This is a genomic window from Devosia sp. (assembly GCF_024707125.1).
Taxonomy (GTDB): domain Bacteria; phylum Pseudomonadota; class Alphaproteobacteria; order Rhizobiales; family Devosiaceae; genus Devosia.
In genome coordinates, this window is the sequence record NZ_JANQAH010000007.1 from 415119 (window position 1) to 429307 (window position 14189).

17 protein-coding genes and 1 tRNA gene are annotated in these 14189 nt (G+C 61.3%); 13 read left to right on the forward strand and 5 right to left on the reverse strand.

Translation table 11 applies throughout. The features are described from left to right. Positions 1-16 precede the first annotated feature (16 nt). The 8 genes from coaD to NVV77_RS07290 all read left to right on the forward strand — a co-directional run bounded on the left by coaD (position 17) and on the right by NVV77_RS07290 (position 4775). A complete protein-coding gene (coaD, locus tag NVV77_RS07255; protein ID WP_295411795.1) occupies positions 17-511 on the forward strand; it encodes a pantetheine-phosphate adenylyltransferase in 495 nt (164 codons plus the stop codon). Then, entirely contained in the window at positions 511-1095 is a 585-nt protein-coding gene (locus NVV77_RS07260; RefSeq protein WP_295412270.1) for a peptidylprolyl isomerase, read from the forward strand. The genes coaD and NVV77_RS07260 overlap by 1 nt, the downstream gene beginning before the upstream one ends. 102 nt (positions 1096-1197) lie before the next feature. After that, entirely contained in the window at positions 1198-1710 is a 513-nt protein-coding gene (locus NVV77_RS07265) for a peptidylprolyl isomerase (RefSeq protein ID WP_295411796.1), read from the forward strand. Between the two features lie 103 nt (positions 1711-1813). Then, complete coding sequence (locus NVV77_RS07270; protein WP_295411797.1) at positions 1814-2086, forward strand: hypothetical protein; 273 nt, start codon at positions 1814-1816, stop codon at positions 2084-2086. A gap of 9 nt (positions 2087-2095) precedes the next feature. Continuing rightward, complete coding sequence (locus NVV77_RS07275) at positions 2096-2515, forward strand: hypothetical protein (protein ID WP_295411798.1); 420 nt, start codon at positions 2096-2098, stop codon at positions 2513-2515. Positions 2516-2560: 45 nt separating this feature from the next. Beyond that, positions 2561-3010, forward strand: coding sequence for a DMT family transporter (locus NVV77_RS07280; RefSeq protein WP_295411799.1), 450 nt, complete (start codon positions 2561-2563; stop codon positions 3008-3010). 59 nt (positions 3011-3069) lie between these two features. After that, entirely contained in the window at positions 3070-4152 is a 1083-nt protein-coding gene (queA, locus tag NVV77_RS07285; protein WP_295411800.1) for a tRNA preQ1(34) S-adenosylmethionine ribosyltransferase-isomerase QueA, read from the forward strand. Further along, positions 4149-4775, forward strand: coding sequence for an exopolysaccharide biosynthesis protein (locus NVV77_RS07290; protein ID WP_295411801.1), 627 nt, complete (start codon positions 4149-4151; stop codon positions 4773-4775). Before queA ends, NVV77_RS07290 begins: the two co-directional genes overlap by 4 nt. A gap of 3 nt (positions 4776-4778) precedes the next feature. On the opposite strand, the gene NVV77_RS07295 is transcribed toward NVV77_RS07290, so the two are convergent. Next, positions 4779-5219, reverse strand: a complete 441-nt coding sequence (locus NVV77_RS07295) for a hypothetical protein (RefSeq protein ID WP_295411802.1) — start codon at positions 5217-5219, stop codon at positions 4779-4781. Positions 5220-5442: 223 nt separating this feature from the next. Between NVV77_RS07295 and tgt the strand changes: the two genes are divergently transcribed. The 3 genes from tgt to map are packed head-to-tail and all read left to right on the forward strand — an operon-like array spanning position 5443 to position 9003. Further along, on the forward strand, positions 5443-6579 hold the full coding sequence (gene tgt / locus NVV77_RS07300) for a tRNA guanosine(34) transglycosylase Tgt (protein WP_295411803.1): 1137 nt from the start codon (positions 5443-5445) through the stop codon (positions 6577-6579). Between the two features lie 24 nt (positions 6580-6603). Next, a complete protein-coding gene (pgi, locus tag NVV77_RS07305; protein ID WP_295411804.1) occupies positions 6604-8244 on the forward strand; it encodes a glucose-6-phosphate isomerase in 1641 nt (546 codons plus the stop codon). Between the two features lie 3 nt (positions 8245-8247). Further along, entirely contained in the window at positions 8248-9003 is a 756-nt protein-coding gene (map, locus tag NVV77_RS07310) for a type I methionyl aminopeptidase (protein WP_295411805.1), read from the forward strand. A 96-nt stretch (positions 9004-9099) separates the two neighbouring features. Here the strand turns inward: map and NVV77_RS07315 are convergent, their stop codons facing one another. Both NVV77_RS07315 and NVV77_RS07320 read right to left on the reverse strand, forming a co-directional pair. Continuing rightward, positions 9100-9627 (reverse strand): hypothetical protein, encoded by a 528-nt coding sequence (locus tag NVV77_RS07315; RefSeq protein ID WP_295411806.1) that lies wholly within the window; start codon positions 9625-9627, stop codon positions 9100-9102. Positions 9628-9688: 61 nt separating this feature from the next. Further along, positions 9689-9847 carry a hypothetical protein gene (locus NVV77_RS07320; protein ID WP_295411807.1) on the reverse strand — a complete coding sequence of 53 codons (159 nt, stop codon included), beginning with the start codon at positions 9845-9847 and terminating at the stop codon, positions 9689-9691. A 168-nt stretch (positions 9848-10015) separates the two neighbouring features. Between NVV77_RS07320 and NVV77_RS07325 the strand changes: the two genes are divergently transcribed. Next, complete coding sequence (locus tag NVV77_RS07325; RefSeq protein ID WP_295411808.1) at positions 10016-11740, forward strand: ABC transporter ATP-binding protein; 1725 nt, start codon at positions 10016-10018, stop codon at positions 11738-11740. A 13-nt stretch (positions 11741-11753) separates the two neighbouring features. On the opposite strand, the gene NVV77_RS07330 is transcribed toward NVV77_RS07325, so the two are convergent. Both NVV77_RS07330 and NVV77_RS07335 read right to left on the reverse strand, forming a co-directional pair. Beyond that, positions 11754-11828, reverse strand: a tRNA-Lys gene (locus NVV77_RS07330). 103 nt (positions 11829-11931) lie between these two features. Beyond that, positions 11932-12684 carry a hypothetical protein gene (locus NVV77_RS07335; protein ID WP_295411809.1) on the reverse strand — a complete coding sequence of 251 codons (753 nt, stop codon included), beginning with the start codon at positions 12682-12684 and terminating at the stop codon, positions 11932-11934. 143 nt (positions 12685-12827) lie between these two features. On the opposite strand from NVV77_RS07335, the gene glmU reads away from it, so the two are divergent. Next, positions 12828-14189 carry a bifunctional UDP-N-acetylglucosamine diphosphorylase/glucosamine-1-phosphate N-acetyltransferase GlmU gene (gene glmU / locus NVV77_RS07340; RefSeq protein ID WP_295411810.1) on the forward strand — a complete coding sequence of 454 codons (1362 nt, stop codon included), beginning with the start codon at positions 12828-12830 and terminating at the stop codon, positions 14187-14189.

The following is a 14189-nucleotide window of genomic DNA, read 5'->3' on the forward strand; positions in this document are numbered from 1 at the left end:
TACAAGGGAGGGGCCGATGAACGGTCTGGTTGGGTTTTATCCCGGTTCGTTCGATCCACTGACCAATGGGCATCTCGACGTGATCGAGCGGGCCTGCAAGCTGGTGGATACGCTGGTGGTTGGGGTAGGCGTCAGCGCCACCAAGAAGAATCCGCTGTTTTCGCATGCCGATCGGCACGCCATCCTGCAGCAGGTGCTGGGGCCGGTGGGGCTGCGGACCAATACCGAATTCAAGATTGTCGATTTCTCCGGCCTGATGGTCAATGCGGCGCGCGAACATGGCGCGAAGCTGATCATTCGCGGCCTGCGCGACACGACCGACTACAATTATGAAATGCAGATGGTGGGGATGAATGCGCAGATGGCGCCGGACCTGCAGACGGTCTTCCTGCCATCGAGCCCGCCCGTGCGGCATATCTCGGCCACATTGGTGCGTCAGATCGCCGAAATGGGCGGCGATATTTCCGCCTTCGTTCCGCCAATCGTCCTCAAGGCCTTGAAAGCATCATGATGACCTTTTCCCGCCGCCTCTTCTCCGGCCTCGCCATCGCAGCTCTTGCCCTCTCCGCCGTGCCGGCGATGGCGCAGACCGGCAAGCCGCATCTGATCCTGACGCTCGAAGACGGTACGGTCGATATCGAGCTCTTGCCCGAACTCGCGCCCAAGCACGTCGAGCGCGTCATCGCGCTGACCGAAGCCGGCTCCTATGACGGCGTGGTGTTTCACCGCGTGATCGACGGTTTCATGGCCCAGACCGGCGACGTGCAGTTCGGCAAGTCGGATTCGCCGACCTATGACCTTGCCCGTGCGGGCATGGGCGGTTCGGACCAGCCGGATGTCGAGGCTGAGTTCAACTCCGAGAGCTTCCAGCGCGGTGTGCTCGGCGCGGCGCGTGCGCAGGATCCGAATTCGTTCAATTCGCAGTTCTTCATCACCACGGCCGATGCCAGCTTCCTCGATGGCCAGTACACCGTGTTCGGCAAGGTCGTGTCCGGCATGGAAGCCGTCGATGCGCTGGAAAAGGGCCCGCAGAGCGCCAATGGTGCCGTGGCCAATCCGGACAAGATCGTGGATGCCTCGATCGAATATAAGTAAGACGCGACGGCTTTTGGGGGCCCGGAACTTGCCGGGCCGCCTTGCGCTTGGAACACATTGCCCCTAAATCCGGGCCACTTCATTTCTACGAAAGCGAAAATCATGGCCGATTACGCCGATCCCGAAAACACCCTCGTCATCGAAACCACCAAGGGCAATGTCGTCATCGAGATGCGTCCTGACCTGGCCCCCGGCCATGTCGACCACATCAAGAAGCTTGCCCGCGAAGGCGCTTATGATGGCGTGGTGTTTCACCGCGTGATCGATGGCTTCATGGCCCAGACCGGCGACGTGAAGTTTGGCAATTCCAATACGCCCGACTTCAACCCCTCGCGCACCGGCACCGGTGGTTCGCAGTACCCGAACATCAAGCAGGAATTCTCGGCAGAACCGCACGTTCGCGGCACCGCTTCCATGGCTCGCTCGCAGGATCCGAACAGCGCGAATTCGCAGTTCTTCATCTGCTTTGGTGATGCACGTTTCCTTGATCGCCAGTACACTGTCTGGGGCAAGGTCATCGAGGGCATGGAGAATGTTGACCAGATCAAGCGCGGCGAACCCGTCATCAATCCGGACAAGATGGTTTCCGTCAAAGTGGCGGCTGATATCGCCTAAGTCTTTGCTGGCGGCTACGGCCGCCAGCCTTTTGCTCGCAGCGCCTGCGAGCGCCAGCGCCGGCCTCACCTGTGAAGGCGACGGCGGCTGGGTGGATGTAGCCATGGGACGGCTCATCGTGATGGGCGTACTCGGCGCCACAGCCGAAATCGGCGACAAGACCTATTCGACCGGACCAGACCGCGGTGAAGGCGAGCCCTTTATCGTCGGGCAGGCTTTTGCCGAGGGCGACGATATGATGATCGATTTCGTCGATCCCAATATCGAATACATCCTGGTCGGCCTGCGCGTGACCTATGATAAGGCCACTGAGGAATGGGCCGGCAAGCTCACCTCTGGTGACACGGTCATCGATGTGACTTGCGTGGTGGGCTGATCGGACAAGATGCTTAAGACATTCGTTCTTGCGCTGGCAGTGATTGGGCTGCCAGCAAGCGCCTTTGCGCTCGATACCGTCACCTGTGCCGATGAAAAGGGCGAAGTGTCGCTGACCTATGTGACCGGGCCGGCCTTCGTTCAGCCCATTCTCAGTGTCGAGATGCAGCTCACCGATGATTTCGGCGTGTCGACCAATGCCGACCATCCCGATTATGACGGCGAATATGTTTCGCGCGGCTTTGTCGGCGACGATGTCGAGGGCGGAGAGGTTTCCTGGCGCGACGAGAAGGGGAACGAGCACCGTGCGCTCAGTTTTCGTATCGGCCGGGTGACCGAGGCCCAGAAGGCACAGGTGGGCGGCGTGTTGGCCGTGGATGGCGGCGGGCTCTGGACGGTGACGTGCCGGTCGAGCGACCTTGGCATGTAAGCCGACCGATTCTGTCGGGCCGTTTCAGGACGTAAGACTTTGAAGATGGATACTTTGCTCTGGGCGCTGATGGGCGTCTTCGCGGGCGCTTGCATTGCCGTGCAGGCGCCGATCAATGCAGGCCTTGGACGGGCGCTCGAAGTGCCGATCGCGGCTGCGGCCGTGTCGTTCCTCGCCGGTGGCGTGGTGCTGTGGGCACTGGCGTTTCTTTTCAGCCATGTAACGGCGACGCCGATCAATTTTGCGGCGCCCGCGCAATGGACGCTGGTGGCCGGCGGGCTGCTGGGGGCGTTCTATGTGTTTTCCAATATCACGCTGACGCCGATGATCGGCGCCGCGGCTGTGATGGCGCTTTCAGTGGCCGGGCAGCTGATGGCGGGGCTGGTGCTCGACAAGGTTGGTTTCATGGGTATGGCTGTGCGCGAGATCACCATGGGCCGAGTGGCCGGCGCTGTGCTGCTGATCGTCGGCGCGGTGATGATCCGGGTGCTTTAGGGCAACCTTGCTGACTTTGCCCCGTTTTCGGAGCGCGACAAGCGTGCTACGAGCCCGATATGCGTGTTTCCGAATTCGACTTTGAGCTGCCAGAAAAACTGATCGCCCTGCATCCGGCCGAGCCGCGCGACTCTGCGCGACTGTTGCTGGTGCGGCCGGGCGAGGAATTGCAGGACCGGCACATCCCGGACCTGCTGGAAATCCTGCAGCCGGGCGACGTGCTTGTCGTCAACGACACGCGCGTCTTGCCGGCCGAATTGCGGGGCACACGGGTACGCGGGGAAACGCGGGCCAATGTCTCGTTCAACCTCCACAAGCGGGTGGACGCGCATACCTGGCGCGCTTTTGCGCGGCCGGCCAAGAAGCTGGCGCTGCTCGATGAGCTGGAACTGGGCAATGGGCAGGCCGATGCGCTCAAGGCCCGCGTCGCCGGCAAGGGCGATACGGGCGAAGTGACGCTCGAATTCGTTCTTGGCGGGGCTCAGCTCGACGAGGCGATCAAATCGCATGGCGCCATGCCGCTGCCGCCCTATATCGGGGCCAAGCGGGCCGTGGAAGAGCGCGACAAGGTCGACTATCAGACCGTTTATGCCGCCGAGGATGGCGCGGTTGCGGCGCCGACGGCGGGGCTGCATTTCACCGAAAAACTGCTGCAGCAGTTGAGCGATCGCGGCGTGACCATGGAGCGCGTGACGCTGCATGTGGGAGCGGGGACCTTCCTGCCCATGAAGGTGGATGACACGGATGACCATGTCATGCACTCGGAATGGGGCGACATCGACCAGGCGACGGTTGAGCGCATCAATGCGAAGCGCGCGCTGGGCGGGCGGGTGATTGCGGTTGGCACCACCAGCCTGCGGCTGCTGGAGACGGCGTCGCGTGCGACCGGGCGGTTGCAGCCTTTTATCGGCGATACGGATATCTTCATCACGCCGGGCTTCAAGTTCCGGACCGTCGATATCCTGATGACCAATTTCCATCTGCCGAAATCGACGCTCTTCATGCTGGTCAGCGCCTTTTCGGGGCTCGACCAGATGAAATCAGCGTATCATCACGCGATATCGAACGGTTACCGGTTCTATTCCTATGGCGACTCTTCGCTGCTGTTCCGCGCCGCTGGCGACGAGGACGACGAGGCGTGAGCCGCGGCGCGCCGCCTATTGTCCGCTACACCAATCGGATTGTGGCGGGCCTGAAGACGGTTGCTGCCAGTGGCGATGAGAAGCTGACGTTTCATCGGCTCGTCGAGGCGATGGGACCCGGCACGCATCGGCTGCTGATCCTGATGTTGACACTGCTCAACATGATCCCCGGTCCGCCGGGCTTTGGCGGGACTATCGCCTGGACGACATTCGCCGTTGCGCTGGCCATGGTGCTGGGACGGCCGATCCGGCTGCCCGGTATCATCGGAAATCGCAAGCTGCCCGTGGCACCGCTGCTGAAAGCGAGTGAGCAGGTGGTGCGGGTGACCGGGATTATTGCGCGATTTTCGCGACCGCGGCTGCGGTGGCTTACGGGCGCGGCGGCGACCATTCCCTATGGCGTTTTTACCATGGTGCTCAGCGTGACGATGACGGTGCCGATTCCGTTCATCAATGCGGTGCCCAATGTCGGGCTTTGCGTGCTGGCTTTTTCGATGCTGAACCGGGATGGAGCAGGGGCCGTTCTCGGGGTTGGCATCTGCCTTTTGGGGCTGGCGATAGAGATCGCCCTGATTTTCGGGGCGATCAATCTCGGGATGCACGCGGTCAACACGGTGCTTTGAGCGTCAGATTCCTGCTGCGTCGTGGACGAGCGTGCCTGAAAAGCCGCAGGATGCGCCGTGATATTCGAGGCAGCCGTCGCGCTCTTCGAGAACAACGCCACCTTCGCCGTCGAAGCTGATGCCGATTTCGCAGTATTGCTGCGAAAGCATCGGCGAGTCGCTTTCCGGGTCGTATGTCTCGTTTTCGACGAAGAAATTGCCGCCCTTCTTGGAGAGAAGAACTTCGCCCTCAATGCCGCCGGCACAGCCCATGAATTCTTCCTGGATCGGCACGATCGTGTTGATCGAAATGGCATAGCGATCATCTTCGATATGGGTGAGGTCCAGCGTCAAATCGCCTTCGCCGCTGCCGGTGTAGATACCTTCAATCTGGTTCACCTCCTGGGCAAATGCTGGAAGCGCGGCGAGGGAAATCGTGGCGACGAGGAAAGCGGTTCGGAACATCAGTGGCCTCAACAACAGAAAGTGTCGACGCGATAGGGGCAGGCGAGAATGGCGAAAATCGGACGGTCGGTAGTTACAACTATCTAAAGGCTCTGGATTTTCGGGCTCTGCCGATCGCGGAAAGGGATAACCGGCTGATGTCATCCACTGCGATCGCTGCGCGCCCAAGGCTTTGTGGCTGGGGCCTTCCTTCTGGCGGGCTAACCCGCTAGAAACCCGGCCCATGAGCACGACGAAACAGGTTACCTTCTCCCTTCTCGCAACCGATGGCGCGGCGCGGCGTGGCCGTATCGACACGCCGCGGGGCGAGATCAATACGCCGGCCTTTATGCCGGTGGGCACGGCCGGCACCGTGAAAGCGATGTATCCCGAGCAGGTGCGCGAGACCGGCGCGGATATCCTTTTGGGCAATACCTATCACCTGATGTTGCGGCCCGGCGCGGAGCGCGTGGCTTCGCTGGGTGGCCTCCATGATTTCATGGACTGGCAACGACCGATCCTGACCGACAGCGGCGGGTTTCAGGTCATGTCGCTGGCCAAGCTGCGCAAGCTCACCGAGAAGGGCGTTACCTTCAAATCGCATATCGATGGTTCTAGCTATGAGCTGACGCCGGAGCGGTCGATCGAAATCCAGACGCTGCTCGATAGCGATATCATCATGCAACTCGACGAGTGCATTGCACTGCCGGCCGAGCGCAAGGAAATCGAGCGCGCGATGGAATTGTCGCTGCGCTGGGCGGATCGGTCCAAGACGGCGTTCAACAACCAGCAGAACCGGGCCCTGTTCGGCATCGTGCAGGGCGGCGACGATGCCGAGCTGCGCGCGAAATCGGCGGCGGGGCTGAAGTCGATTGGCTTTGATGGCTATTCCATTGGCGGGCTGGCTGTGGGCGAGCCGCAGGAAGTCATGTTCCGCGTGCTTTCGGACATCACGCCGGAACTGCCGACGGATCGGCCGCGCTATCTGATGGGCGTGGGCAAGCCGGACGATATTCTGGGCGGCATCGAGCGCGGCGTCGACATGTTCGACTGCGTGCATCCGACCCGCGCCGGGCGCCATGGCCACGCCTATACGCGCTTCGGTGTCATCAATCTGAAGAATGCGCGGCACAAGGATGATCCTCGTCCGCTCGACGAGGCGTCACCCAATCCCAATTGCCGGCGCTGGAGCCGGGCCTATCTCCACCATCTGGTAAGGACGGAAGAGATTTTGGGTGCCATGGTCCTTTCGCAGATCAACCTGCACTATTATCAAGAGCTGACCGCGGGCACGCGGGCAGCTATCGAAGCCGGCCGCATGGCCGACTTTGCGGCCGAAACGCGCGCCGCATGGGCTGCCGGCGATCTGCCGGTCCTGTAAGAAAATTCCTTGGAGAAGACGCTGATGGCTAAGTCGGGGCGTAAGGCCGGTTTCGAAGCGCTGGGCAAGCTCAAGAAGGCAATCGAGGGCCAGCCGATGCGGCTGCTGTTCGCGGAAGACCCGAACCGCTTCCAGCGTTTTTCGGTCAGCGGGGCGGATATCCTCCTCGACTATTCCAAGAACCGGATCGACGAAGCGGTGATGGCTGCGCTGTTCGACCTGGCGCGCGCTGCCGGCGTTGAAGAACGCCGCGCACAGATGTGCGAAGGCGAGCATATCAACATCACCGAAGACCGCGCCGTGATGCACATGGCGCTGCGCTATCAGGGCGACAAGCCTGTTGAGGTTGATGGCAAGGACGTGATGCCCGACGTGCGGGCCGTCTTGAAAGCTATCGAGACCTATACAAATGCGGTGCGGTCGGGCGAAATTCGCGGCCACGGCGGCGAGCAGATCACCGATGTGGTCAATATCGGCATTGGCGGGTCGGATCTCGGCCCGGTGATGGTGACGCTGGCGCTGGCGCCCTATACGCGGCCGGACCTGCGCGCGCATTACGTCTCCAACGTCGATGGCGCGCATATTCATGACATTCTGAAGGGGCTCGACCCCAAGAAGACGCTGTTCATCATCGCTTCGAAGACGTTTACGACCGACGAGACGATGACCAATGCGCATTCGGCCCGTAAGTGGCTGGCTGACGCGCTGGGCGAAGAGGCGGTGCCGAGCCACTTTGCGGCGGTTTCGACCAATATTGCGGCCTGCGCCAAGTTTGGCATTCGCGAAGACCGCATTTTTGGGTTCTGGGACTGGGTTGGTGGCCGCTATTCGGTGTGGTCGGCTATCGGCCTGCCCGTGGCGCTGGCTGTCGGCTACGACAACTTTGCAAAGTTCCTGGCCGGCGCCGATGCGATGGACCGGCACTTCCTTGAGACGCCGCTCGAAAACAACCTGCCTGTTATCATGGGCCTGCTTGGCGTCTGGTATCGCAATGCCTGGGGTTTCTCGACCCATGCCGTGCTGCCCTATGACCAGCGGCTGAGCCGTTTCGCGGCCTATCTGCAGCAGCAGGATATGGAATCGAACGGCAAGTCTGTCACTCTCAACGGCAAGCCGGTTGGCTGGTCGACGGGGCCGATCGTCTGGGGCGAACCGGGCACCAATGGGCAGCATGCCTTTTACCAGCTGATCCACCAGGGCACGGACGTGATCCCGGCGGATTTCCTGATTGCCGCGCAGCCGCACGAAAAGCTGCCGCCGCATCACGACAAGCTGGTGGCCAATGTGCTGGCGCAGTCCGAAGCGCTGATGCTGGGCAAGACCGAAGAAGAGGTCGTGGCCGAGCTCAAGGCTCAGGGGCTCGACAAGGACCAGATCAAGGCACTGACCCCGCACAAGGTGTTCCCGGGCAATCGTCCGTCCAACACGCTGTTCTACAAGCAGCTGACGCCTGAAATCCTGGGGTCGCTGGTGGCCCTCTATGAGCACAAGGTGTTCGTGCAGGGCGTCATCTGGAACGTCAATTCCTACGACCAGTGGGGCGTGGAACTGGGCAAGCAGCTTGCCAAGGCGCTGCTGCCAAAAGTTCAGGGAGAGCAGAGCGGGGAGGGGCATGACAGCTCCACCCAGGGGCTCCTGAAATTCTACCTCGCCAACAAGGCCTGATCATTGACCATCACCACCGACGAGCAACTGGAAAAACTCAAGGCCATCGGCCGCATCTGTGCCGTGGCGCGCGACGCCATGGCTGCGGCCATGCGGCCGGGAATGACGACGCTGGAACTCGATGAGATCGGCGCGAAAATCCTGGCCGAGCATGGGGCGCTTTCGGCGCCCATCGTGACCTATGATTTTCCGGGAGCGACCTGCATTTCGGTGAATGAAGAGATCGCCCATGGCATTCCGGGTGACCGAGTGCTGCGTGAGGGCGATCTCGTCAATATCGACGTGTCGGCGGCGCTGAATGGGGTCTTTGCCGACTGCGGCGCGAGCTATGTGCTGGGCAAGGGTGACAAGCGGCTCGATACGCTGTGCCGGGATGGCAAGAAGGCGATGTGGGCCGGGATCAATGCCGTGAAGGCGGGTGCTCCGCTCGCCGATATCGGCACGGCCATCGGCAAGGTGGCCAAGAAGGGCGGCTATACGCTGATCAGGAATCTCGCCAGCCATGGCGTGGGCGACAGTCTTCATGATGAGCCGGGGGAAATCCCGACCTGGCCGGATCGGTCGGAGCGGCGGCGGATCGGGAATGGGCTGGTGTTCACCATCGAGCCGTTTCTGTCGATGGGTGGGCAGTTTGCCGCGCAGAAGAGCGACGATGACGAATGGACGCTGGTTGCCGACCCGATGGCGCCGTGTGTGCAGTATGAGCACACTGTGGTGGCGACGCCCAAGGGGGCGATCGTGGTGACGTTGGCGGCTTAATTCTCATCGTCACCGCCGGGCTTGTCCCGGTGGTCCATGCGGAGGCGAGATGGATTGCCGGGACAAGCCCGGCAATGACGAAGGGATGGGGTTTTCTTAGAGCCACACCAGCAGCATCGGGCCGATCAGCACCAGGCCGATGGCGATAACGAAGCGCAGATTGCCTAATTGGCGCAACGCGGGAACGCTCAACGCCGTCGAAAGCAGGAAATAGCCGACCAGCGCGATTAGTGCCGGGGCGATGCCACTGGCCGTCAGCGGCGTGTTTTCGTTGAGCTGCAGGTAGATCATGTGCCCGCCGGCAAAGCCGATCAGCGAGGTGATGACCACGGTCACAGCCTTGGCTGTGATCAGCAGCGCCATGTCGATGGTGTTGCTCGTGAGAGCCAAGGCGATGCCGGTGGCGGTCACGTGGACGGCTGCAAGCGTCGCGAAGACCTGGTTCTGGGCCAGAAGCGGGATCAGCTCGGGCGGTGCGAAGAGCGGCACGGCGCCGACCATGGGCAGATTGGCCCCATACTGCGCCATCAGGAAGATGACGTAGAGCATGGCGAGGGTCGACGTCGCGAAGACGAGCAAGACCGCTGCGAGGACCTTGAGCAGGTCCATGGTATCCTGAGACACGTGGCCTCCTCACAATGCTGGTGGTTTTAGTATGAGTTCGCCGGGCCGATTCTGACAGCCGCTACAGGCGGCGACGGCCGGGCTGGGTCAGAATTCTGGTGGGTGGACGCCGCCGCCGCCGAACCGCCACCGGCATGCGGAACTCTTCCGATAGCTCTGCAGCATCGGCCCGATTGTCGAGTTCGGCATAAGGGTCGATGTCGGTGGAGCAGGTTGACATGGGGCCATGACGGAAAGAACGTTGCCGGGGTCATGCCTAAGTCGTATGGCAACGTCAAGACAGCGGCCCTGCGCACGTTGCCACAGACATAAAATATGACTAAACAAGTCTAGTTATCTCCACCGGCCGACCATCGCGGCCAGTATCCGTCTTGATGGGCCAAGCCACATGCTTAAGCGCTTTTATGCCTACTATCGCCCCTATACGGGGCTGTTCATTCTCGACTTCGGTTGCGCCGTTATCGCGGGCCTCCTGGAGCTCGCCTTTCCGCTGGCGGTCGCCTATGTGATCGACAAGCTGCTGCCGGAGTCCAACTATTCGTTGATCCTGGCGGCCTGTGCCGGCCTGCTTGCCATTTATGTGGTCAGCGCTGGCCTCAAGGCGATCGTCAATTATTTCGGCCATGTGCTCGGCGTGTCGATGGAAACCGACATGCGCCGGCAGGCCTTTGACCACATGCAGAAGCTCAGCTTCCGCTTCTTCGACAATAACAAGACAGGCCACCTGATCACCCATGTGACCAAGGACCTCGAGGACGTGGGCGAAATTGCGCACCACGGCCCCGAAGACCTGTTCATTGCCGTGATGACCTTTATCGGCGCCTTCCTCTTGATGTTTTTCACCAATTGGAAGCTGGCGCTGATCGCGATTGCGCTCGTGCCCATCATGAGCTGGCTGGTGACGCGTTACGGCTCGCGCATGACCAGGAACTGGCAGGAGCTGTTCCGCCGGGTCGGCGATTTCAACGTGCGCGTGGAAGACGCCATTGGCGGTATTCGCGTTGTAAAAGCCTTTGCCAATGAGGGGCACGAATCCGGGCTGTTCCAGGACAACAATCTGGCCTATCGCAAGACCAAGCTGCAGGCCTATGCGATCATGACCTCCAGCCTGCTCATTACGTTCCTCTCCACCCGCATCGTGCAGCTCGTCATCATGATGGCTGGCGCCTGGCTGGTGGTTGTGGGCGAGCTGTCCTATGGCGGTTTCGTCAGCTTCCTGCTGCTGGTGGATGTGTTCCTGAGGCCGATCGACAAGATCACGGGCGTGCTGGAAAGCTATCCCAAAGGCATTGCCGGCTTCCGCCGCTTTGCCAAGCTGATCGATACCGAGCCTGACATTGCCGATAGTCCCAATGCGGTCGAGGTGGACCGGCTGAGCGGGCACATTCGTTTCGAGGATGTCTCATTCTCCTACGACGAAGGCCGCTCGATCCTGCGGAACGTCAATCTCGACATCACTGCGGGCGAAACCGTCGCTATTGTCGGGCCTTCGGGGGCCGGTAAGACGACGCTCTGCTCGCTACTGCCGCGGTTCTATGAGACGACCGAGGGCCGGATCACAATCGATGGCATCGGCATCGCGGACATGACGCAGGCCTCGCTGCGCAAGCAGATCGGCGTCGTGCAGCAGGACGTGTTCCTGTTTGGCGGCACGTTGCGTTCCAACATTGCCTATGGCGATCTCGACGCTTCGGACGAGGCGATCATGGAAGCGGCGCGTCGGGCGCGGCTGGAAGAGATGATTGCGGGCCTGCCGGCCGGGCTCGATACGGTTGTCGGTGAGCGTGGGGTGAAACTCTCGGGTGGGCAGAAGCAGCGCGTCGCTATTGCGCGCATCTTCTTGAAAAACCCGCCGATTCTGATCCTCGACGAGGCGACGTCTGCCCTGGATACGGCGACCGAGGCGGCGATCCAGCAGGCGCTGAACGAACTGTCGTCGGGCCGCACCACGCTGATCATTGCGCATCGCCTGGCGACCGTTCGCCATGCCCATCGCATCATCGTTCTTACTGAGAACGGCATTGCCGAGCAGGGTGCCCATGACGCGCTGCTGAGCAGCAATGGCGTCTACGCAAAGCTGCACTCGGCGCAGCAGCTCGGTCTTGTCGGGTGAGGTTTGGGAAGAGTGGTACGCCGGGCGGGGGTCGAACCCGCGACCATTCGATTAAAAGTCGAATGCTCTACCACTGAGCTACCGGCGCATCTGCAAACGCCCTGCGGCGTTGGCGCGGAAAATAGTCAGGATGGTCCCGGAGTCAACCAATATTGCGCCGGGACCGTCCAAGGCTGGGGAAGGCGACCTTCCTAGTTGATAGGCGTGCCCGCAAAGCTGGTTGGCGAACAGGCGATTTCCATCTGTTCGAGGCGCTGGCAGAAATCGCGCGCTTCCGACATTTGTGCGATGGGGCCGACGACAAGTCGCTGCTGATTGGCACCCGCACCCTCGGTGAGGAGTGGCGACATATCGATGACGAGGGAGCCGAGGCGAACTTCGAGATTGTGCCACTGCGCGGTGCCCTGACCGGCCGCAAAGCTTGAACCGACGGCAACAGCATAGCCAACCTGGGCGCCCGACGACGCGGTGGGCACGGCGATGGGGGCGGGCAGGGGTTGCTGCAGGGGCGACTGGTGTACGACAACCGTGCCACCTTCGGCGGCAACCTGCTGGCCGGCATTGTTGGTGATCGAGGCCGTGGTGACCGAGCGATCGATCGCGCCCATGGCGGGCCGAATTTCAGCCAGAGTCGGCATCGAGACTTCGAGCGCGCCGACGCGCCGGACCACTTCATTGCCGGACTGTTCCTGCAGCGAGAAGCGGGTCGTGAGCACTTCGTTCTGGCGACGCAGTTGCACGGTTTCGGTGCGTAGCTCGGCAACCTGCTGGCGCAACTGGGCCAGCGAAGCGGCGTCATTTCGCGGCGAATGCAGCGCATTGAGGGCCGACGAGGGAATGAGACCACCGACATTGGCACCCAGAACGGCCAAGCCGGTGCAGACGAGCGCGGCTATTCCCCAGACTTTGACGTCCGACTGCCGAAACTGTTCTGAATTCTGCACCAATTGTCCATCCTCGTTTGCCCAACGAATCAAGGGCACTACGCGCTATTAGAATGTGTCATTGGTTATCTATTCACCAATGACATCGGCCATAAATTTGTGGCAATGGGCGAAGAAGAACTTGGCGAGCTGGAGTGGCCGCGATGACAGAACTGCTTTCCATCATTCTTGCGGCCGGCGAGGGCACGCGGATGAAGTCATCCGTGCCCAAGGTTTTGCACCATGTCGGCGGCCTGCCGGTTGTCAGTCATGTGCTGCGGACAGCCAAGGCGGCGGGATCGACCATTGCGGTCGTGGTGGGGCCGAACCACGAGGCCGTGGAAGAGGCGGTTACGCGGTTCGAGGCAAACGCGCATATTTCCAAGCAGGTGGAGCGCAAGGGCACTGCTCATGCGGTGCAGCAGGCGCGGGAGGCCTATGAGGCTGCGGCCGGTCATATTCTGGTGCTCTATGCGGACACGCCACTGGTGACCAGCGAGACGATTGCCGAGATCACCGACAGGCTCGATGGCGGCGCCGATATCGTGGTGGTCGGGTTCCGGCCGGATAACCCCACGGGCTATGGCCGGCTTTTGACGGAAGGGAGCCGTGTGCTGGCGATCCGCGAGCACAAGGATGCGACCGAGGAAGAGCGCAAGATCGGCCTCTGCAATTCCGGCATCATGGGTTTTCGCGGGGACACGCTGCGATCGGTGATCGACCGGATCGACAACAAGAATGCCAAGGGCGAGTATTATCTGACCGATGCCATCGAACTGGCAGCCGGAGACAAGAAGCGCGTCGATTTCATCGAGGCGGATGCGAATGAGCTGGTTGGCGTCGACAACCGCGTAAAGCTGGCCGAGGCCGAGGCGACGTTCCAGGAATTCAAGCGGATTGAGGCCATGGAAAATGGCGTGACGTTGCGCGATCCGAAGAGCACCTGGTTTTCGTGGGATACGGAAATTGGCCGGGACGTGACGATTTTTCCGAACGTCGTGTTCGGGCCGGGTGTGAAGATCGCCGACAATGTCGAGATCCGGGCTTTTTGCGATATTGAGGATGCCATCATAGGCGAGGGCGCGAGCATCGGGCCATTTGCCCGTATTCGCGGCGGGGCCGAGCTGGGGCCGGATGTGCACCTGGGCAATTTCGTTGAGGTGAAGAAGTCCAAGATCGGCGCCGGGACCAAGGCGGGGCACCTGAGCTATCTTGGTGATGCCGAAATTGGATCAAAGACCAATATCGGTGCGGGTACCATCACCTGTAACTATGACGGCGTTAACAAGGACAAGACGATTATCGGCGACAATGCCTTTATCGGGTCCAATGCCTCGCTCGTGGCGCCGGTGACGATTGGCAATGGCGCCTACACCGCTTCGGGCAGTGTCATTACGCAGGACGTGCCGGACGATGCCTTGGCCTTTGGCCGGGCGCGGCAGGAAACCAAGCCGGGCTATGCGCCCAAATTGCGCGAACTGGCGCTCGCCAAAAAGGCCGCCAAGCTGACGGCCAAGGGGAAATAA